We start from the raw sequence: 14,345 nt of genomic DNA, 5'->3' as shown, positions 1-14,345 counted from the left end.
ACCCGCTGTCGCCCACCCCCGGGCAACCGCCGGCACCACCACCCGGGGTGGCGCAACCGCCGGCATCACCACCTGGAGTGGCGCAGCCGCCGGCCCGGCCGACGGCGCTCTACCTCGTACTCGCCCTCGTTCTGTTGGGCAGCCTGCTGACGTTCGTCGACTGGTACCTGGATCGGCGGGTCCTGACCGTGATGTTCCTGGGCAACGGCGACATGGACCGCCTCCTGCCCACGTTCACGACCGGGCGGCTCGTCGGAAGCGTGCTGGGCGTCGTCGTGGCACTCGGGCTCTCCGTACTGACGTTCCTCGGCCTCAACTGGGCACGGGTCCTCCTCGCCCTCACCTGCCTCGGCTTCGCCGTGGTGAACATCGGTGCCGCCATCGGCGCCGGTTTCACCCTGGTGGCGGGTCGGGGCGCGTTCAACGAGGGCGGGGACGCCACCTCCACCGACGTCTCGATCCTGAACGGTGCTTCGTTGGCCAACGACGTCGTGCTTCTGCTCCTCGTCCTCGTCTGCGCCGGCATCCTCTTCTTCGGCAAGACCAAGGCCTACACGAAGGCGAGAGCCGGCACCCACTAGGCGCGAGTCGACCCGGCGCTCCTGCCAGTAGCCCGCGTCCGGTGCGGGCCGGTGATCGGACGCGCACTAGCCGGAGGTCAGCCAGTGCAGATCGCCGGCTCAGCGGGCGTCGCGTGCCCCGGCGGCCGACTGTTGGGCCGCCTCGGCCTGGGCTATCGCGCTCTCCTGGAGCGCCTCCTGCTCGGCGGCGAGCGCCGTGTCCGCCTCCACGATGTGCCGGACGGCCGCGTTCACGTCGTCGGTGAGGATGATCAGTTCGAGGTCGGCCGGGCCGATCTTCCCGTCGGCGGCGAGGGTTTCCCGGAGCCAGTCGAGCAACTTGCTCCAGTACGCCGTACCCATCAGGACCACCGGGAACCGGGTCACCTTGCCGGTCTGCACCAGGGTCAGCGCCTCGAACAGCTCGTCCAGGGTGCCGAAGCCGCCGGGCAGCACCACGAACGCCTGGGCGTACTTGACGAACATGGTCTTGCGGGCGAAGAAGTACCGGAAGTCGATCGCGAGGTCGACCCAGTCGTTGATGCCCTGCTCGAACGGCAGTTCGATGCCGAGCCCGACCGACAGCCCGCCCGCCGCCGAGGCGCCCCGGTTGGCGGCCTCCATCACACCCGGCCCGCCCCCGGTGATCACCGCGTAGCCGGCGGCGGCGAGTGCCGCGCCCAGCTCCTCGGCCAGCACACACTCCGGGCTGTCCGGCTTGCTGCGGGCCGAGCCGAAGACGCTGACCGCCGGAGGCAGGTCGGCCAGGGTGTCGAAGCCCTCCACGAACTCGGAGAGGATGCGCAGCGCCCGCCAGGCGTCCTTGGTCTTCCAGTCTGCCCGGCTGCGGGAGTCGAGCAGCCGCTGGTCCGCCGTACTCATCGGGATGGCCTCGCGGCGCAGGGTGACCGCACCCCGATGCCGTTCCGGTCCGCGACCCCGGCCGCCGTTTCGCCCCTCGCTGTGGTTCATGGGGTACACCGTAATCCGGTGGACGACGACCGGGGTGGCGTGATCCGGTACGGCGCAGGACAAACTCCGGCGCCGGTGCAACCGAACGGGGCTGGCGGACGTCTTACCAATCACAGAGGGGAACGCGCGGCGCCCACACCACGGCCGCGCAATCTTCGGGGGGCAACGGTGATGACCAGCGGGGAGATCATCCGACTTCGACGACAGATGCAGCGCCGGATCCTGGCGGTGGTTGCGGAGCGCCGGATGGCGCGCAACGCCGCGCCGGTCGGCGCCGTGGACGACCCGGGGGCGGAGCAGGAATCACGTACGCAGCAGCACGTCGACGGGTAGTCCGCCGACCGAGTATCACGGGGAAGCCGGTGCCGGCCGGCGGCACAGGGGCCACCGCCGGCCGGCACCGGACACCGACGTCGACGCGTTGCGGACGTCCCGCGAGGCGGACGACCCGCGAGGCGCGGGACTCAGTGCGAGGCGAGCCAGCGGTGCAGGGTCGCTGCGCCGTCCCGGATCTTGCCGATCTCGACGTGCTCGTGCGGGGCGTGCGCCAGATTGGGATCGCCCGGCCCGAAGTTGAGCGCCGGGATGCCCAGCGCGGCGAACCGCGACACGTCCGTCCAGCCGAGCTTCCCGATCGGGTCCGCACCGACCGCCGCCAGGAACTCCCGGGCCGGTGCCGCGGTCAGCCCCGGCAGCGCACCCGGCGACGAGTCCGTCACCCGGACCTGGTAGCCGTCGAAGATCTCGCGTACGTGCGCCTCCGCCTCCTCGGCCGTCCGGTCCGGGGCGAACCGGTAGTTCACCTCCATCTCGCAGAGGTCCGGTACCACGTTCCCGGCCACCCCGCCGCTGATCCGCACCGCGTTCATCCCCTCGCGGTACACGCAGCCGTCGATGGTCACCATGCGGGCCTGGTACGCCGCCAGCCGGTTGATCGCCTCGCCGATGCCGTGGATCGCGTTCACCCCGTTCCAGGATCGGGCTGAGTGCGCCCGCCGGCCGATCGCGCTGACGACCGCCCGCATGGTGCCCTGGCAACCCGCCTCGACCACCCCGTGCGTCGGCTCCAGCAGCACCGCGAAGTCGGCCGCCAGCCACTCAGGGTGTGCCTGCGCGACCAGGGTCAGCCCGTTGTAGCGGGACTCGATCTCCTCCGCCTCGTAGAAGAAGTAGGTCACGTCGTACCGGGGCTCGGGCACGCTCACCGCCAGGTGCAGCGCGTACGCCACCCCGGACTTCATGTCGGAGGTGCCGCAGCCGTAGATCAGGTCGCCCTGCACGCTGGACGGGAAGTTGTTGTTCAACGGCACCGTGTCCAGGTGCCCGGCCAGCACCACCCGCTGGGCCCGGCCCAGCTCCGTACGGGCCATGATCGTGTTGCTGTGTCGCGCCACGGTCAGGTGCGGGACGTTCCGGAGCACCTCCTCGACGCAGTCCGCGATCTCCTTCTCGTTGCGCGAGACGGACTCGATGTCGACCAGGGTCCGGGTCAACGCCACCGGATCGGCCAACACCTCGGGGGTGAGCGGGTTCTCCATGGTGGGAGACGGTACCGTCAGGGTCGTATCGGCGGGATGCGTCCGAGGCTCGGGAATGACGTTCCACACGCACGGCCGAGCCGAGGTCCCAGACGGATGACGGAGAGGTAGACCCGGTGACGACCGCACAGCCCGCCTGGGGGATCGGAGTGGCCACGCTCGCCGGAGACCAGGTGCTCGACACGTGGTATCCGACCGGCAAGCTCGGCCTGGGCCCGTCGCCACTGGTCGCGGGCGAGGACGGCGACGTGCTCGACCTGCCGCCGGGCGCGATCGGCGAGCGGGCGCTGCCGGGGCTGCGTACCGCCGTGGTCGTCACCGAGATCGGCTCGCTGGCCGACCCGATCAAGGACGCCGCCGACGCGTACCTCCGGTTGCACCTCCTCTCCCACCGCCTGGTCCGGCCCAACGAGCTGAACCTCGACGGCATCTTCGGGGTGCTGGCCAACGTCGCCTGGACCTCGGCCGGCCCGTGCCCGCCGGAGCGGGTCGACGAGCTGCGGGTGCTGGAGCGGGGCGCCGGCCGGCACCTGGCGGTCTACGGGGTGGACAAGTTCCCCCGGATGACCGACTACGTCGTCCCGTCCGGGGTCCGGATCGCCGACGCCGACCGGGTGCGCCTCGGCGCGCACCTTGCCAGCGGCACCACGGTCATGCACGAGGGCTTCTGCAACTTCAACGCCGGCACGCTGGGCGCCTCGATGGTGGAGGGCCGGATCGTCGCCGGGGTGGTGGTCGGGGACGGCTCCGACATCGGCGCCGGCGCCTCGATCATGGGTACCCTCTCCGGCGGCGGCAAGGAGAAGGTCCGGATCGGCGAGCGAAGCCTGCTCGGCGCCAACGCCGGGATCGGGATCTCGCTCGGTGACGACTGCGTGGTCGAGGCGGGCTGCTACATCACGGCCGGCTCGAAGGTGACCCTGCCGGACGGCCGAGTGGTCAAGGCCCGCGAGCTGTCCGGGGTCGACGGGCTGCTGTTCTGGCGCAACTCGGTGACCGGCGCGCTGGAGGCGAAGCCGCGTACCGGCCGGGGCATCGAGCTGAACGCCGCCCTGCACACCAACGACTGAACGGAGCGTCACTCGGCGGACGGGTGCGGTTTCGGCAGCGCGCCGGGGGCGACCGCGTCGCCGAGCCAGCGCAGCACGTCGTAGTCCGGCAACGGTCGGGCGAAGAGGTAGCCCTGCCCGGATGCGCAGCCCATGTCGAGCAGGATGGTCCGGACCGCCTCCGTCTCCACCCCCTCGGCGATGATGTCCAGGCCGAGGGTGCCGGCCAACCGGATGATCCCCTCGACCAGCAGCCGCTGCCGCCGCGACGACGCCACGGTCTCGGTGAACGAACGGTCGATCTTGAGCACGTCCGCCGGCATCTGCTGGAGATAGCTCAACGAGGAAAACCCGGTGCCGAAGTCGTCGATGGCGACCCGCAGCCCGAGGGCACGCAGCTCGGCCAGCTCGGCCCAGACCGGCTCCTGGTCCCGGAGCAGCAGGCTCTCGGTGATCTCCAGCATCACCCCGTCCGGCGGTACGTCGGCGGCGGCCAGCGCCGCGCGTACCGTGCCGACGAAGCCCGGCGTACGCAGCTGCCGGGCCGAGACGTTGATGCTGACGTACGGCGCAGCCGTCTCGCCCCGCTCCGCGCGCCACCGGGCCACCGCACCGGTCGCCTGGCGCAGCACGTAGTCCCCGATCGGCTCGATCAGCCCGGTCTCCTCGGCCAGCCCGATGAACAGCTCGGGCGGCACCGGGCCCCGGGCCGGATGGTGCCACCGGGCCAGCGCCTCGAAGCCGACCACCACCCCGGTCCGCATGTCGACGATCGGCTGGTAGTCGACCGAGAAGCTGAGCTTCTGCACCGCCTCGGTCAGCGCGGCCCGCAGTTCCAGCCGCTCCACGATCGCGGTGTGCAGCTCGGACTGATAGCGGCACCAGCGCCCTTTGCCGGCCCCCTTGGCGACATAGAGTGCCAGGTCGGCGCGTTGCAGCAGCTCACCCGCGTCGGTGGCGTCGGCCGTGGTGGCCACCCCGACGCTGACCGAGCCGTTGACCACGGTGTCGCCGACCCCGAGCGGTTCGGCGAGCGCCCGGACCAGCTGGTCGGCCACCTGCTCGACCTGCTCCGGGTCGACCGCGTCCGGGATCAGCACGGCGAACTCGTCGCCGCCGAGCCGGGCCACCAGGTCGTTCGGTCCGACGATCTCCCGCAGCCGCTGCCCGGCGGCGATCAGCAGTGCGTCGCCGATCGCGTGCCCGTGGGTGTCGTTGACCGCGGTGAACTCGTCGAGGTCGATGGAGAGCGTCCCCACGGTACGGTCACCGTCCCGGGCCTTCTCCACCGCCTCGTACACCTGGTCCTGGTAGGAGGCGCGGTTGGCCAGCCCGGTCAGCGAGTCGTGCACCGACCGGTGGGACAGCTCCTGCTCCAGGCGGACCCGTTCGGTGATGTCCCGCAGCGTCAGCACGAAGCCGCGGACGGTCCGGTCCCCGCGCAGGTCCCGGCAGGTCACTTCGAGCTGCACCCGCTGCCCGTCGGGTCGGCGTACGCTCCAGCCGACCCCTCGGCGGTCCGCTTCGGCGAGTGCCGTGTCGAGCAGCCCGGGGACCGGTAGCTGGTCCTCGGAGGAGAGCACGGTGTCCAGGTCGGTGCAGTCGGCCGGCTCGACTCCGAGCACGGTTCGGATCGACGGGCTGGCGTACCGGACCCGCCGGTCGTCGCCGACGATCAGGATCACGTCCGCGGCGTTCTGCACCAGGCTGCGGAAGTACGCCTCGCTGTCCCGGCGGTTGATCTCCTGAGCCAGGCTGATCCGCTCCAGCGCCATCGCCGCCTGTGCCGCCAGCACCTCCAGCGAGTCGCGCAGCGTCGGCAGCAGCCGGCTGTCGGCGGCCACCAGCAGCACACCGACCCGGGGAGCGCCGCGCGCCGCACCGTCGCCCCGGCCGTCGCCGACCAGCGGGCAGAGCGCCACGGTCTCGAAGCCGCGCAGCTGCTCGGCCAGCGCGGGTTGCAGGGTCCGGACCCGCAGCAGCCGGCTGCGCCGGGCCGCGGCGGGGGTCGGGGCCGGGTAGAAGGGTGCCGGCGTGGCCATCCCCGGGCCCCAGATGCTGGTGGTGGCCGCCGGCACCCCGTCGGCGTGGTTGATCGTGAAGACCATCCGGTGCGCGGACTGCCGGGGAACCAGCCGGGCCACCGCGGTCCGTACCGCCCGGCGTACCTCGGCGGGGCCGGTCGCGGCCACCAGTTCGGCGCCGGACTGCCGCAGGCTCCGCTCCCGGGCCACCGCCTGCCGGTGCCCGTCCACCGCGTCGCCGAGCCGGGTCAGCACCAGGGCGAAGATCACCCCGCCGACCACGGCGATCACCGCGCCGTCCCGGACGTCACCGTTGACCACCTCGAACAGCAGCACCGCCGGGGCGAGGGTCGCGGCGGCACCCAGCAGGACCAGCCGGGCCTTGTCGATCTCGCTGTCCGGTGGCGCGGCCGGCTCGGTCAGCGTCGCCATCGACGGGTGCAGCGCGGCGGCGCCCCAGCCGATGTAGAAGCCGAGCCAACCCAGCTCGATCGGGCCGCCCGGCCGCCAGTCGCCGCGCAGCAGCGCGGCGCCGTAGCCGAGGTCCGAGAGGAGCATCCCGGCCGCCCCCGCGGCCAGCAACAGCCCGGCGACGCTGCCCCGCGAGGTCACCGCCACCCGTACGGCGGTGGCCAGCAGCAGCACGTCGAGCAGGGCGTACGCGGCCAGCACCGACTGCTCGAACGTGGTCGGTCCCGGACCGACCAGGTAGGGGCGGATCACCAGTACCCAGAGCAGGAAGGCACCGGCGGTGGTGAAGATCAGGAAGTCGAGGAGTCCGGACCGGTCCCGGGCCCCGGTGCTGGAGCGGGTCAGCCCGAGCAGCCCGGCACCGACGAACGGCACCATCACCAGGTAGAAGAGGTCCGAGACGAGCCCGGAGCTGGCCGGGGAGTCGCCGAGCGGCAGGTTCGCGGCGAGCAGGTAGACGGTGTCGCCGGCGGCGAACACCCCGAGGGCGGCGACGAAGAGCCACCAGGCGTACGCCCGCTCCGGCCGGTACCGGCGGACTCCGACGGCCACGGCCGCCATGCTGGCCAGCCCGAACGCGGCGGTCACCACGGGGCGCGGCACCGGCAGGGCGAAGAAACCGACCATCAGCGCGGCGTTCGCCCCGGCGTACCCGGCCAACAGTTTCCGAACTGACACGGCTCTCCTGCCGATCGTCGCTGCTGCCGATCGTCGCCGGCGCCACTGGTCGAAACAGCCTCGCCGATCGGTCTACCAGTCCTCGATGCGCTTCGCCATCACCCCGGCGGGTAGTGGTATCGGCCGATGGGCAGTGAGCAAACCGGACCCTACGGCAACCGGCCGGATCGGAGGCGCTACGTCACGCCGGATTGGACGGTGCGATCCGGACGACGAGATCGGCCCGATCGATCGTGCCGGCGATCAGTTCCGCGTTGCGCTGGTCGGTGCCCCGGGCCCGGGCCGCCGCCTCCAGCGGCTCCCGGCCGAACGCGAGGTGTCGCTCGGTCAGCCGGTGCAGCCGTTCGGTCTCGTCGAGGTCGAGGAACCACACCTCGTCGAGGAGGTCACGTACCTCGCCCCAGGGCGGGTCCGGCACCAGCAGGTAGTTGCCCTCCACCACCACCAGCGGCACCGACGGCGGGACCGGGATCGCCCCGGCGATCGGCTCCTCCAGTTCCCGCCGGAACTCGGGCGCGTACACCGTTTCGGTGCCGGCCCGCAGCCGGCGCAACAGCGCGACGAAGCCGGCCGCGTCGAAGGTGTCGGGCGCGCCCTTGCGGGCGTGCCGGCCGAGCCGGCGCAGTTCGGCCTCGGCCAGGTGGAAGCCGTCCATCGGCACCAGTTCGGCGACGCCGCCGAGCGCCGTTACCAGCAGTCCGGCCAGGGTCGACTTTCCGGCCGCCGGCGCGCCGGTGATGCCGAGCAGCCTGCGCGGACCGGTCGACGCCAGCGCGCGGGCCCGGGCGACCAACCGGTCCAGGGTGTGCGGGGACGGTTCGGGAGGCACCGGCGAACTATCCCACCCCACCGGCCGTGAGTCGTGGCGGGCTGATCGCGAACCGGGCCTCGACGGCGGCGTGCACGGTCTGCACCCGCGGGTCGAGTTCGAGTTCCGGCGGCGCACCGCCGGCCGCACCGTAGCCCACGGTGTGTGCGGCCCGGGTCATCATCAGCGGCTGCTCGGTCAGCCCGGAGTCGGCGAGGTGCAGCAGGGCGGTCACCTCGGCGCCGAGCGCGTCGGCGTACTCCCGGGCCCGGCTGATCGCCTCCGCGACGGCGGCCCGGCGCGCGTCCCGGTGCACCTGGCTGTCCGGCCGCAGCGACCACCACGGCCCGGCGACGGTGGTCTGGTCCTGGTCGGCGAGCCGGAGCATCAACTCGCCGAGCACCCCGAAGTCGGCCACCGTGACGGTGGTGGTGGCGCTGCCGGCGTAGCCGGTCACCTTCTCTTCGGAGCGCTTGAGCTCGGGGCGTACCCACAGGTCACCGGTCTCCCGGCGCTCGATGGCGTCGCCGTAACCGTCGATCAGCGCCCGGACCGCCGCGGAGCGTTCGGCGAGCCGGGCCAGCGCGGCCGGCCGGTTGCGGTCCCGGGCGGCGACCGTCACCGAGAACCGGGCGATCTCCGGCGGAACCTCCCGGACCACCTCGCCCCGCACCAGTACGAAGGGTTGCTCCGTCATCCGCCCACCCTAGTCGGCGTGCGGCGTGGCGCCAGATCCTCCGGGCCGCCCCGGGGCGGCTGCGCCCGTGATCTCGGCCAACGGTCACTCCTGGACGGTCACTATGCTGTGCCGACGCCTCCGACCGGCAGAGAGGGGAGCCTGATGCAGGACGAGCTGTTCAGCCCGACGATCCAGGAGCGACCCGCGCCCGCCAAACCGCCATGGCGCCCCGAGTCGATCCTGTACCCCGCCTTCTTCGGCGGCCCGCTGGCCGCGGCCGCGCTGGGCTTGCTCAATGGCACGCGGCTGGGACTCTCCGGCCGCCGCCTGCTCGCCATCGGCGCGGCCGGGCTGGTGGGTTTCGGCGCGCGGCTCGCGGTGAGCGCGGCCGTCGACGGCAACTCCACGGTACGACTGGCCGGCATGGTCGCCGGCGCCCTCGTCTGGCTGGTGGTACTCCTCTTCCAGCGTGCGCCGTTCCGGATCTACACCTACCGCGGCGGCGAACCCGCCGGCCTGGTCGGCCCCGGCCTCGCCGCCGCGATCGGTTTCGGTGTGCTGGAGGCCATTCTCATCCTGGTGCTGGCCCGATGACGGCACCGTCGCCGGTCCTGGCCCGGGCCGAGGCCCTGTTGCTGGCGGACCGGCCGCAGGAGGCGCTGGCGGAGCTGTCCCGGCTGCCCGCCGACGAGGCAGTCGACGTGACCGCGACCCGGCTGCGCTGCGCCGCGCTCGGCCACCTGGACCGCTGGTCCGAGGTGGTCGAGGCCGCGGGCGCCGGTCTGGCCGCCGCCGGGCCGGACCCCGACCTGCTCTGGCACCTGGGCCGGGCCGAGCACCGGCTCGGCCGTCCACAGGTCGCCGAGCGGGCACTGCTCGACGGACTGGCGCTGGCACCGCACGACGTCGACCTGCTCTGCACCTACGCCGACCTCTGCGCCGCCAACGGCCAGCCGGACAAGGCGGCGAAGCTCGTCGAGCGGGCCGCGGCCCTGGAGCCGGATTCGCCGGTCGTGTACGCCACACGCATCCAGGTGGCTTTCATCAGCGGTGACGACCGCACTGCCGAGCGGATCAGCCGCGAGTTCGTCGCCGCCCACCCGGAGCACCCGGCCGCGCACGCCCTACTCGGCGGCACCAGTGCCGCCCGCGGCCGACTCGGCACGGCGTACCAGGGCTACCGTCAAGCCGCCGCCTCGATGCCCACCGAGCAGACGTTCGCCGAGTCCGCGCTGGAACTCAGGATCGCGCAGCACCCGCTGATGCTGCCGGTACGGCCGGTGCTGCGCTTCGGTGTGCTGAAGGTCTGGCTGGGCGCCATCGCCGTGATCTTCGGGCTGCGCGCGGCCGGTCTACCCGCGTTCGCAGCGGTGGCCGGGCTGCTGTGGCTGCTGTTCTGCGTCTACTCCTGGATCGTGCCGCCGCTGGTGCGACGCTGGCTCCGCCGCAACTGGCGCTGAGGAGCCGAGCCGACCGCGCGATCTCGCTGGTGTGCCCGCCGGCGAACCGGCTGGTCTGGTGATCGTCGGGTGTCGCCCAGCTCAGTACCCGAAAATCATCTTGTAGGCCACCTCGGGTAGGAACTGCCCGGCGGTGGAGCCGGCTCCGACCCCGCAGTTGCCGTCGGACTCTCCCGGCACCTTGAGCCACAGCAGCATCTCGGCACCGCCTCCGAGCTGGCTCGGCGTGCCGATCCTGCGGCCGGCCGGGTTGCACCACTGACCGTTGGAGCCGTTGCCGTTGCGACTGGTGTCGATCACGTAGGGCTTGGTGTATCCGAAGTTGTTCCGCAGCGTGGCGGAGACCGAGTTGCCGTAGTTGGTGTTCTCGCCGGTGGTGAAGTAGTTGGATACGTTGAGCGCGAAGCCGCGGGCGTTGGCGACGCCGGCCATGTTGAGGCGTTGTGCCATGGTGCGGGCGTCGACCCAGCCGGGATTGCCGGCGTCGAGGTAGGCCCACGTGTTCGGCGCTCTGGTTCGGAACTGGTTGGCGGCGCGGGCGAGCATGCCGACGCGGTCGTTGATCTGCGACTGGTTCATGCAGTTGAAGTCGCCCAGGGAGTCTGGTTCGAGGACCACAACGGCGGGCCGGTTGCCGATGGCGCTGGCGAAGGCCGCGATCCATGCGTCGTAGGCGGCGACGCTGCCGGCACCACCACCGGAGTGTCCGCCGCAGGCGTCCCTGCCGGGGAGGTTGTAGGCCACGAGCAGGGGCAGTTTGTCGACGGCGTCCGCGGCCCCGACGTAGTTGCCGACTGCCGTGGTGATGTTGCCACTCCAGTTGCCGAACCAGGAGGCCATCGGCTTCTGGGCGATCTCGGTTCTGATCGCGTTGGCGCGTCCGTCGCCAGGGTTGGCGGCGACCCACGACGCAGGGCTGGATTGCGGGTTGACGTAGAAGCCGCTGGTCTGGCTGATCGGATCGGCGTGGGCGGCCGACGGGCCGAAGAGGATCGTCGGGGTCGCCACCGCCAGCACGGTGGAAAGCACGAGCAGCGGACGGGTGGGTCGTCTCATCGCGAGTCTCCTAGGGCGTTGAGAGGTGCGTCGACGTGAACTGGTGCCGCGTGTCTGGCCCTGCGGTTGCGCGATCCCGACCCGCCGGATCCACCTCCACCCGTCGGACCACCGCGGTCCCGCAGGTTGACCAATGCTGGAAGCGCTTCCAGCACATGACATCTAAGACTATCGATTCCATCGTCGATATGTGGCGAGCAAAAGTCAAGGTTGCTCCCCAAACCATCGCATCCTGCGTACTCCGTCGGGTGGTTAAGACTGGAAGCGCTTCCAGGTTTGGCATCGGGCACACCGGCGGCGTTGGACTCGGTCGATCCGGCGTGCGGAGCATCGACCGGCTTCCACCTACCCGAGGCCGATACCATCTACCGGCGACGTCGGCACCGCCGGTGGTCCCGTTGGCGCCGACCGAGCCACGCCGGGTGCCCTCGTCGCCGGCCTGCCCCCGACACTAGGCACGAAGGACGCGGCATCGAGATGGCAACAGACACCACCCGGCGCCAGCCCACGCTCGACGAGGTGGCCGCGCGCGCCGGTGTGTCCCGCTCTGCCGCGTCCCGGGTCCTCAACAAGGCGCCGCACGTCAGTCGCGCCACCCGCGACGCCGTCGAGCGGGCCATCAAGGAGCTGGGGTACCTGCCCAACCGCACCGCTCGGGCCCTGGCCACCCGGCAGACCGGGATCGTCGCGCTTGCCATCTCCCACGACGATCCCGAGCTGTTCGCCGACCCGTTCTTCGGTCAGGTCATCGTCGGTGTCTCCTCGGCGCTTGAGGAGACCGACCTACATCTGTTGTTGTGCCTGGCCAGTTCCGGTCGTGGCCGGTCCCGGCTGACGAACCTGCTGAACACGCGGGGCGTCGACGGCATCATGTTGATGGCGCTACGCGGAGACGATCCGCTGACCCACATCGTGCGCCGAGCCGGCCTGCCGGCCGTGTACGGCGGTCGGCCGCTGCATTTCACGCCGCAGTGGTACGTCGACTCCGACAACCTCGGTGGGGCACGGCTGGCCACCGAGCACCTCATCGGCCTCGGCCGCACCCGGATAGTCACCGTCACCGGCGAGCTGGGCACCGAGGTCGGCGCAGCCCGCTACCGCGGATACCGGGAGGCGATGATCATGGCGGGCCTGACTCCGTACGGCATGGCGGAAGGCGACTTCACCGAGGCCAGCGGCGCGACGGCGATGGCAACGCTGCTCGACGACCACCCGGATCTGGATGCCGTCTTCGCGGCCAGCGACAACATGGCGGCCGGGGCCCTGCGCGTGCTGAGCGAGGCAGGTCGGTCCGTACCGGCGGACGTAGCGGTCGTGGGCTTCGACGATCTGGGAATAGCCGAACGAACCAACCCACCATTGACCACGGTCCATCAATCGATCCAGTCCCTGGGAAAGGAGATGACTCGGGTACTCATCGAGTTGATCGCGGGACGGGAGACCGCATCCCTGATCCTTCCCACGAGACTGGTACGCCGGGACTCCGCATGATCGGGTTACCGCGGGAGCCGGCCCCGCCCCCGGCGCCGGCGGTCAGCGGAGCAGCCGCTCCGCGGCGGTGGCCACCCGCTCGTCGGTCGCGGTGAGCGCGACCCGGACGTGCCGGTCGCCGGCCGGGCCGTAGAAGGCACCGGGCGCGACCAGGATGCCGCGCCGGGCGAGCCAGTCCACCGTCGCCCAGCAGTCCTCACCCCGGCTGGCCCAGAGATAGAGCCCCGCCGTGGAGTGGGTGATCTCGAAACCGGCCTTGACCAGCGAGTCGCGCAGCACCTCGCGCCGGGCCGAGTATCGGGTGCGCTGCTCGACGACATGTGCCTCGTCGCCCAGTGCCGCGACCATCGCCGCCTGCACCGGAGCCGGCACGATCATCCCGGCGTGCTTGCGCACCGCAAGCAGGTTGCCGACGATGCTCGGGTCACCGGCGACGAACCCGGCCCGGTAACCCGCCAGGTTGGAGCGCTTGGAAAGCGAGTGCACGGCCAGCAGGTTGGCGTGATCGGCGCCGGAGACCGCCGGGGCCAGGATCGAGGTCGGCGTCTCCTCCCAGCCCAGCGAGAGGTAGCACTCGTCGCTGGCCACCACGACGCCGCGTTCGCGGGCCCAGCCCACCACCTTGCGGAGGTGCTCCGGTGGCAGGACCCGGCCGGTCGGGTTGGACGGCGAGTTGACCCAGAGCAGGCGTACCCGGGGGTCGGGGCCGAGCGCGGTGAGCGCGTCGGCCCGGACCACCTCGGCGCCGGCCAGCCGGGCCCCGACCTCGTACGTCGGATAGCAGACCCGGGGGATCACCACCACGTCGCCGGGACCGACCCCGAGCAGGGTCGGCAGCCACCCGACCAGTTCCTTGGAGCCGATGGTCGGCAGCACGCCGACGGTCTCCGGGTCGGCACCGCAGGACCTGGCCAGCCACCCGGCGATCGCGGCACGCAGTGCCGGCGAGCCGGCGGTCAGGGGATAGCCGGGCGCGTCCGAGGCCGCCGCCAGGGCCGCCCGGATCGACGCGGGCACCGGATCGACCGGGGTACCCACGGAGAGGTCGACGATCCCGTCCGGGTGCCGTCGGGCCAGCGCCTTTGCCGGCTCCAGCAGGTCCCACGGAAAGTCGGGCAGGTTGCCGGTACGGCCGGAGCCGGCCGTACCGGGCCCGCGACCGGTGGCCGGTGTCGGGCCGCTCAGTGCTCACCTCGCGGCGGCTGCGCCGCGACGAAGGGGGTGTCCTTCTCCACCTTGCCGATCTTGGCGGCTCCCCCGGGCGAACCGAGATCCTCGAAGAACTCGTAGTTGGCGGTGGTGTAGTCCTTCCACTGCTCCGGCACGTCGTCTTCGTAGAAGATCGCTTCTACCGGGCAGACCGGCTCGCACGCCCCGCAGTCGACACACTCGTCGGGGTGGATGTAGAGCATCCGGTTGCCCTCGTAGATGCAGTCGACCGGGCACTCCTCGATGCACGCTTTGTCGAGCACATCCACGCACGGCTCGGCGATGATGTAGGTCACCGATCTTCTCCTCCGCAAGCCACGCCGCGATCGACCGCGACGGTAAGAGCCTAG

14 protein-coding genes are annotated in these 14,345 nt (G+C 71.8%); 6 read left to right on the top strand and 8 right to left on the bottom strand.

The window, feature by feature from the left end:
• Positions 1-77: 77 nt before the first annotated feature.
• On the top strand, positions 78-581 hold the full coding sequence (locus ABNF97_RS18185; protein ID WP_349339211.1) for a hypothetical protein: 504 nt from the start codon (positions 78-80) through the stop codon (positions 579-581).
• Positions 582-680: 99 nt separating this feature from the next.
• Here ABNF97_RS18185 and ABNF97_RS18180 read toward each other — a convergent pair whose 3' ends face one another.
• A complete protein-coding gene (locus ABNF97_RS18180; protein ID WP_502930509.1) occupies positions 681-1,532 on the bottom strand; it encodes an LOG family protein in 852 nt (283 codons plus the stop codon).
• A 171-nt stretch (positions 1,533-1,703) separates the two neighbouring features.
• Between ABNF97_RS18180 and ABNF97_RS18175 the strand changes: the two genes are divergently transcribed.
• Entirely contained in the window at positions 1,704-1,865 is a 162-nt protein-coding gene (locus tag ABNF97_RS18175; protein ID WP_165436865.1) for a hypothetical protein, read from the top strand.
• Positions 1,866-1,996: 131 nt separating this feature from the next.
• On the opposite strand, the gene dapE is transcribed toward ABNF97_RS18175, so the two are convergent.
• Positions 1,997-3,070 carry a succinyl-diaminopimelate desuccinylase gene (dapE, locus tag ABNF97_RS18170; protein WP_349339210.1) on the bottom strand — a complete coding sequence of 358 codons (1,074 nt, stop codon included), beginning with the start codon at positions 3,068-3,070 and terminating at the stop codon, positions 1,997-1,999.
• Between the two features lie 116 nt (positions 3,071-3,186).
• Between dapE and dapD the strand changes: the two genes are divergently transcribed.
• Complete coding sequence (gene dapD, locus ABNF97_RS18165) at positions 3,187-4,140, top strand: 2,3,4,5-tetrahydropyridine-2,6-dicarboxylate N-succinyltransferase (protein WP_130464882.1); 954 nt, start codon at positions 3,187-3,189, stop codon at positions 4,138-4,140.
• Positions 4,141-4,148: 8 nt separating this feature from the next.
• On the opposite strand, the gene ABNF97_RS18160 is transcribed toward dapD, so the two are convergent.
• The 3 genes from ABNF97_RS18160 to ABNF97_RS18150 form a co-directional block, all read right to left on the bottom strand.
• Positions 4,149-7,292 carry a putative bifunctional diguanylate cyclase/phosphodiesterase gene (locus ABNF97_RS18160; protein WP_349339209.1) on the bottom strand — a complete coding sequence of 1,048 codons (3,144 nt, stop codon included), beginning with the start codon at positions 7,290-7,292 and terminating at the stop codon, positions 4,149-4,151.
• 181 nt (positions 7,293-7,473) lie between these two features.
• A complete protein-coding gene (locus tag ABNF97_RS18155) occupies positions 7,474-8,121 on the bottom strand; it encodes a nucleoside/nucleotide kinase family protein (RefSeq protein WP_130464884.1) in 648 nt (215 codons plus the stop codon).
• A gap of 7 nt (positions 8,122-8,128) precedes the next feature.
• Positions 8,129-8,797, bottom strand: coding sequence for an SIMPL domain-containing protein (locus ABNF97_RS18150; RefSeq protein WP_130464885.1), 669 nt, complete (start codon positions 8,795-8,797; stop codon positions 8,129-8,131).
• Between the two features lie 144 nt (positions 8,798-8,941).
• Here ABNF97_RS18150 and ABNF97_RS18145 point away from each other — a divergent pair, with 144 nt between their 5' ends.
• Both ABNF97_RS18145 and ABNF97_RS18140 read left to right on the top strand, forming a co-directional pair.
• Positions 8,942-9,373: a hypothetical protein gene (locus tag ABNF97_RS18145; protein ID WP_130464886.1), complete on the top strand. Its 432-nt coding sequence runs from the start codon at positions 8,942-8,944 to the stop codon at positions 9,371-9,373.
• Positions 9,370-10,239 carry a tetratricopeptide repeat protein gene (locus tag ABNF97_RS18140; protein ID WP_130464887.1) on the top strand — a complete coding sequence of 290 codons (870 nt, stop codon included), beginning with the start codon at positions 9,370-9,372 and terminating at the stop codon, positions 10,237-10,239. Before ABNF97_RS18145 ends, ABNF97_RS18140 begins: the two co-directional genes overlap by 4 nt.
• A gap of 81 nt (positions 10,240-10,320) precedes the next feature.
• On the opposite strand, the gene ABNF97_RS18135 is transcribed toward ABNF97_RS18140, so the two are convergent.
• Positions 10,321-11,295, bottom strand: a complete 975-nt coding sequence (locus ABNF97_RS18135; RefSeq protein WP_130464888.1) for a glycoside hydrolase family 6 protein — start codon at positions 11,293-11,295, stop codon at positions 10,321-10,323.
• 477 nt (positions 11,296-11,772) lie between these two features.
• Between ABNF97_RS18135 and ABNF97_RS18130 the strand changes: the two genes are divergently transcribed.
• Complete coding sequence (locus tag ABNF97_RS18130; protein ID WP_349339208.1) at positions 11,773-12,786, top strand: LacI family DNA-binding transcriptional regulator; 1,014 nt, start codon at positions 11,773-11,775, stop codon at positions 12,784-12,786.
• Between the two features lie 42 nt (positions 12,787-12,828).
• Here the strand turns inward: ABNF97_RS18130 and dapC are convergent, their stop codons facing one another.
• On the bottom strand, positions 12,829-13,905 hold the full coding sequence (gene dapC, locus ABNF97_RS18125) for a succinyldiaminopimelate transaminase (protein ID WP_349339261.1): 1,077 nt from the start codon (positions 13,903-13,905) through the stop codon (positions 12,829-12,831).
• Between the two features lie 62 nt (positions 13,906-13,967).
• Positions 13,968-14,291: a ferredoxin gene (gene fdxA / locus ABNF97_RS18120; RefSeq protein ID WP_130464890.1), complete on the bottom strand. Its 324-nt coding sequence runs from the start codon at positions 14,289-14,291 to the stop codon at positions 13,968-13,970.
• Positions 14,292-14,345 lie beyond the last annotated feature (54 nt).

Source organism: Plantactinospora sp. B6F1, assembly GCF_040120695.1.
Classification (GTDB): Bacteria; Actinomycetota; Actinomycetes; order Mycobacteriales; family Micromonosporaceae; genus Plantactinospora.
Note: the sequence above shows the minus strand (reverse complement) of the source record. Positions and strands in the feature narration are given on the sequence as shown.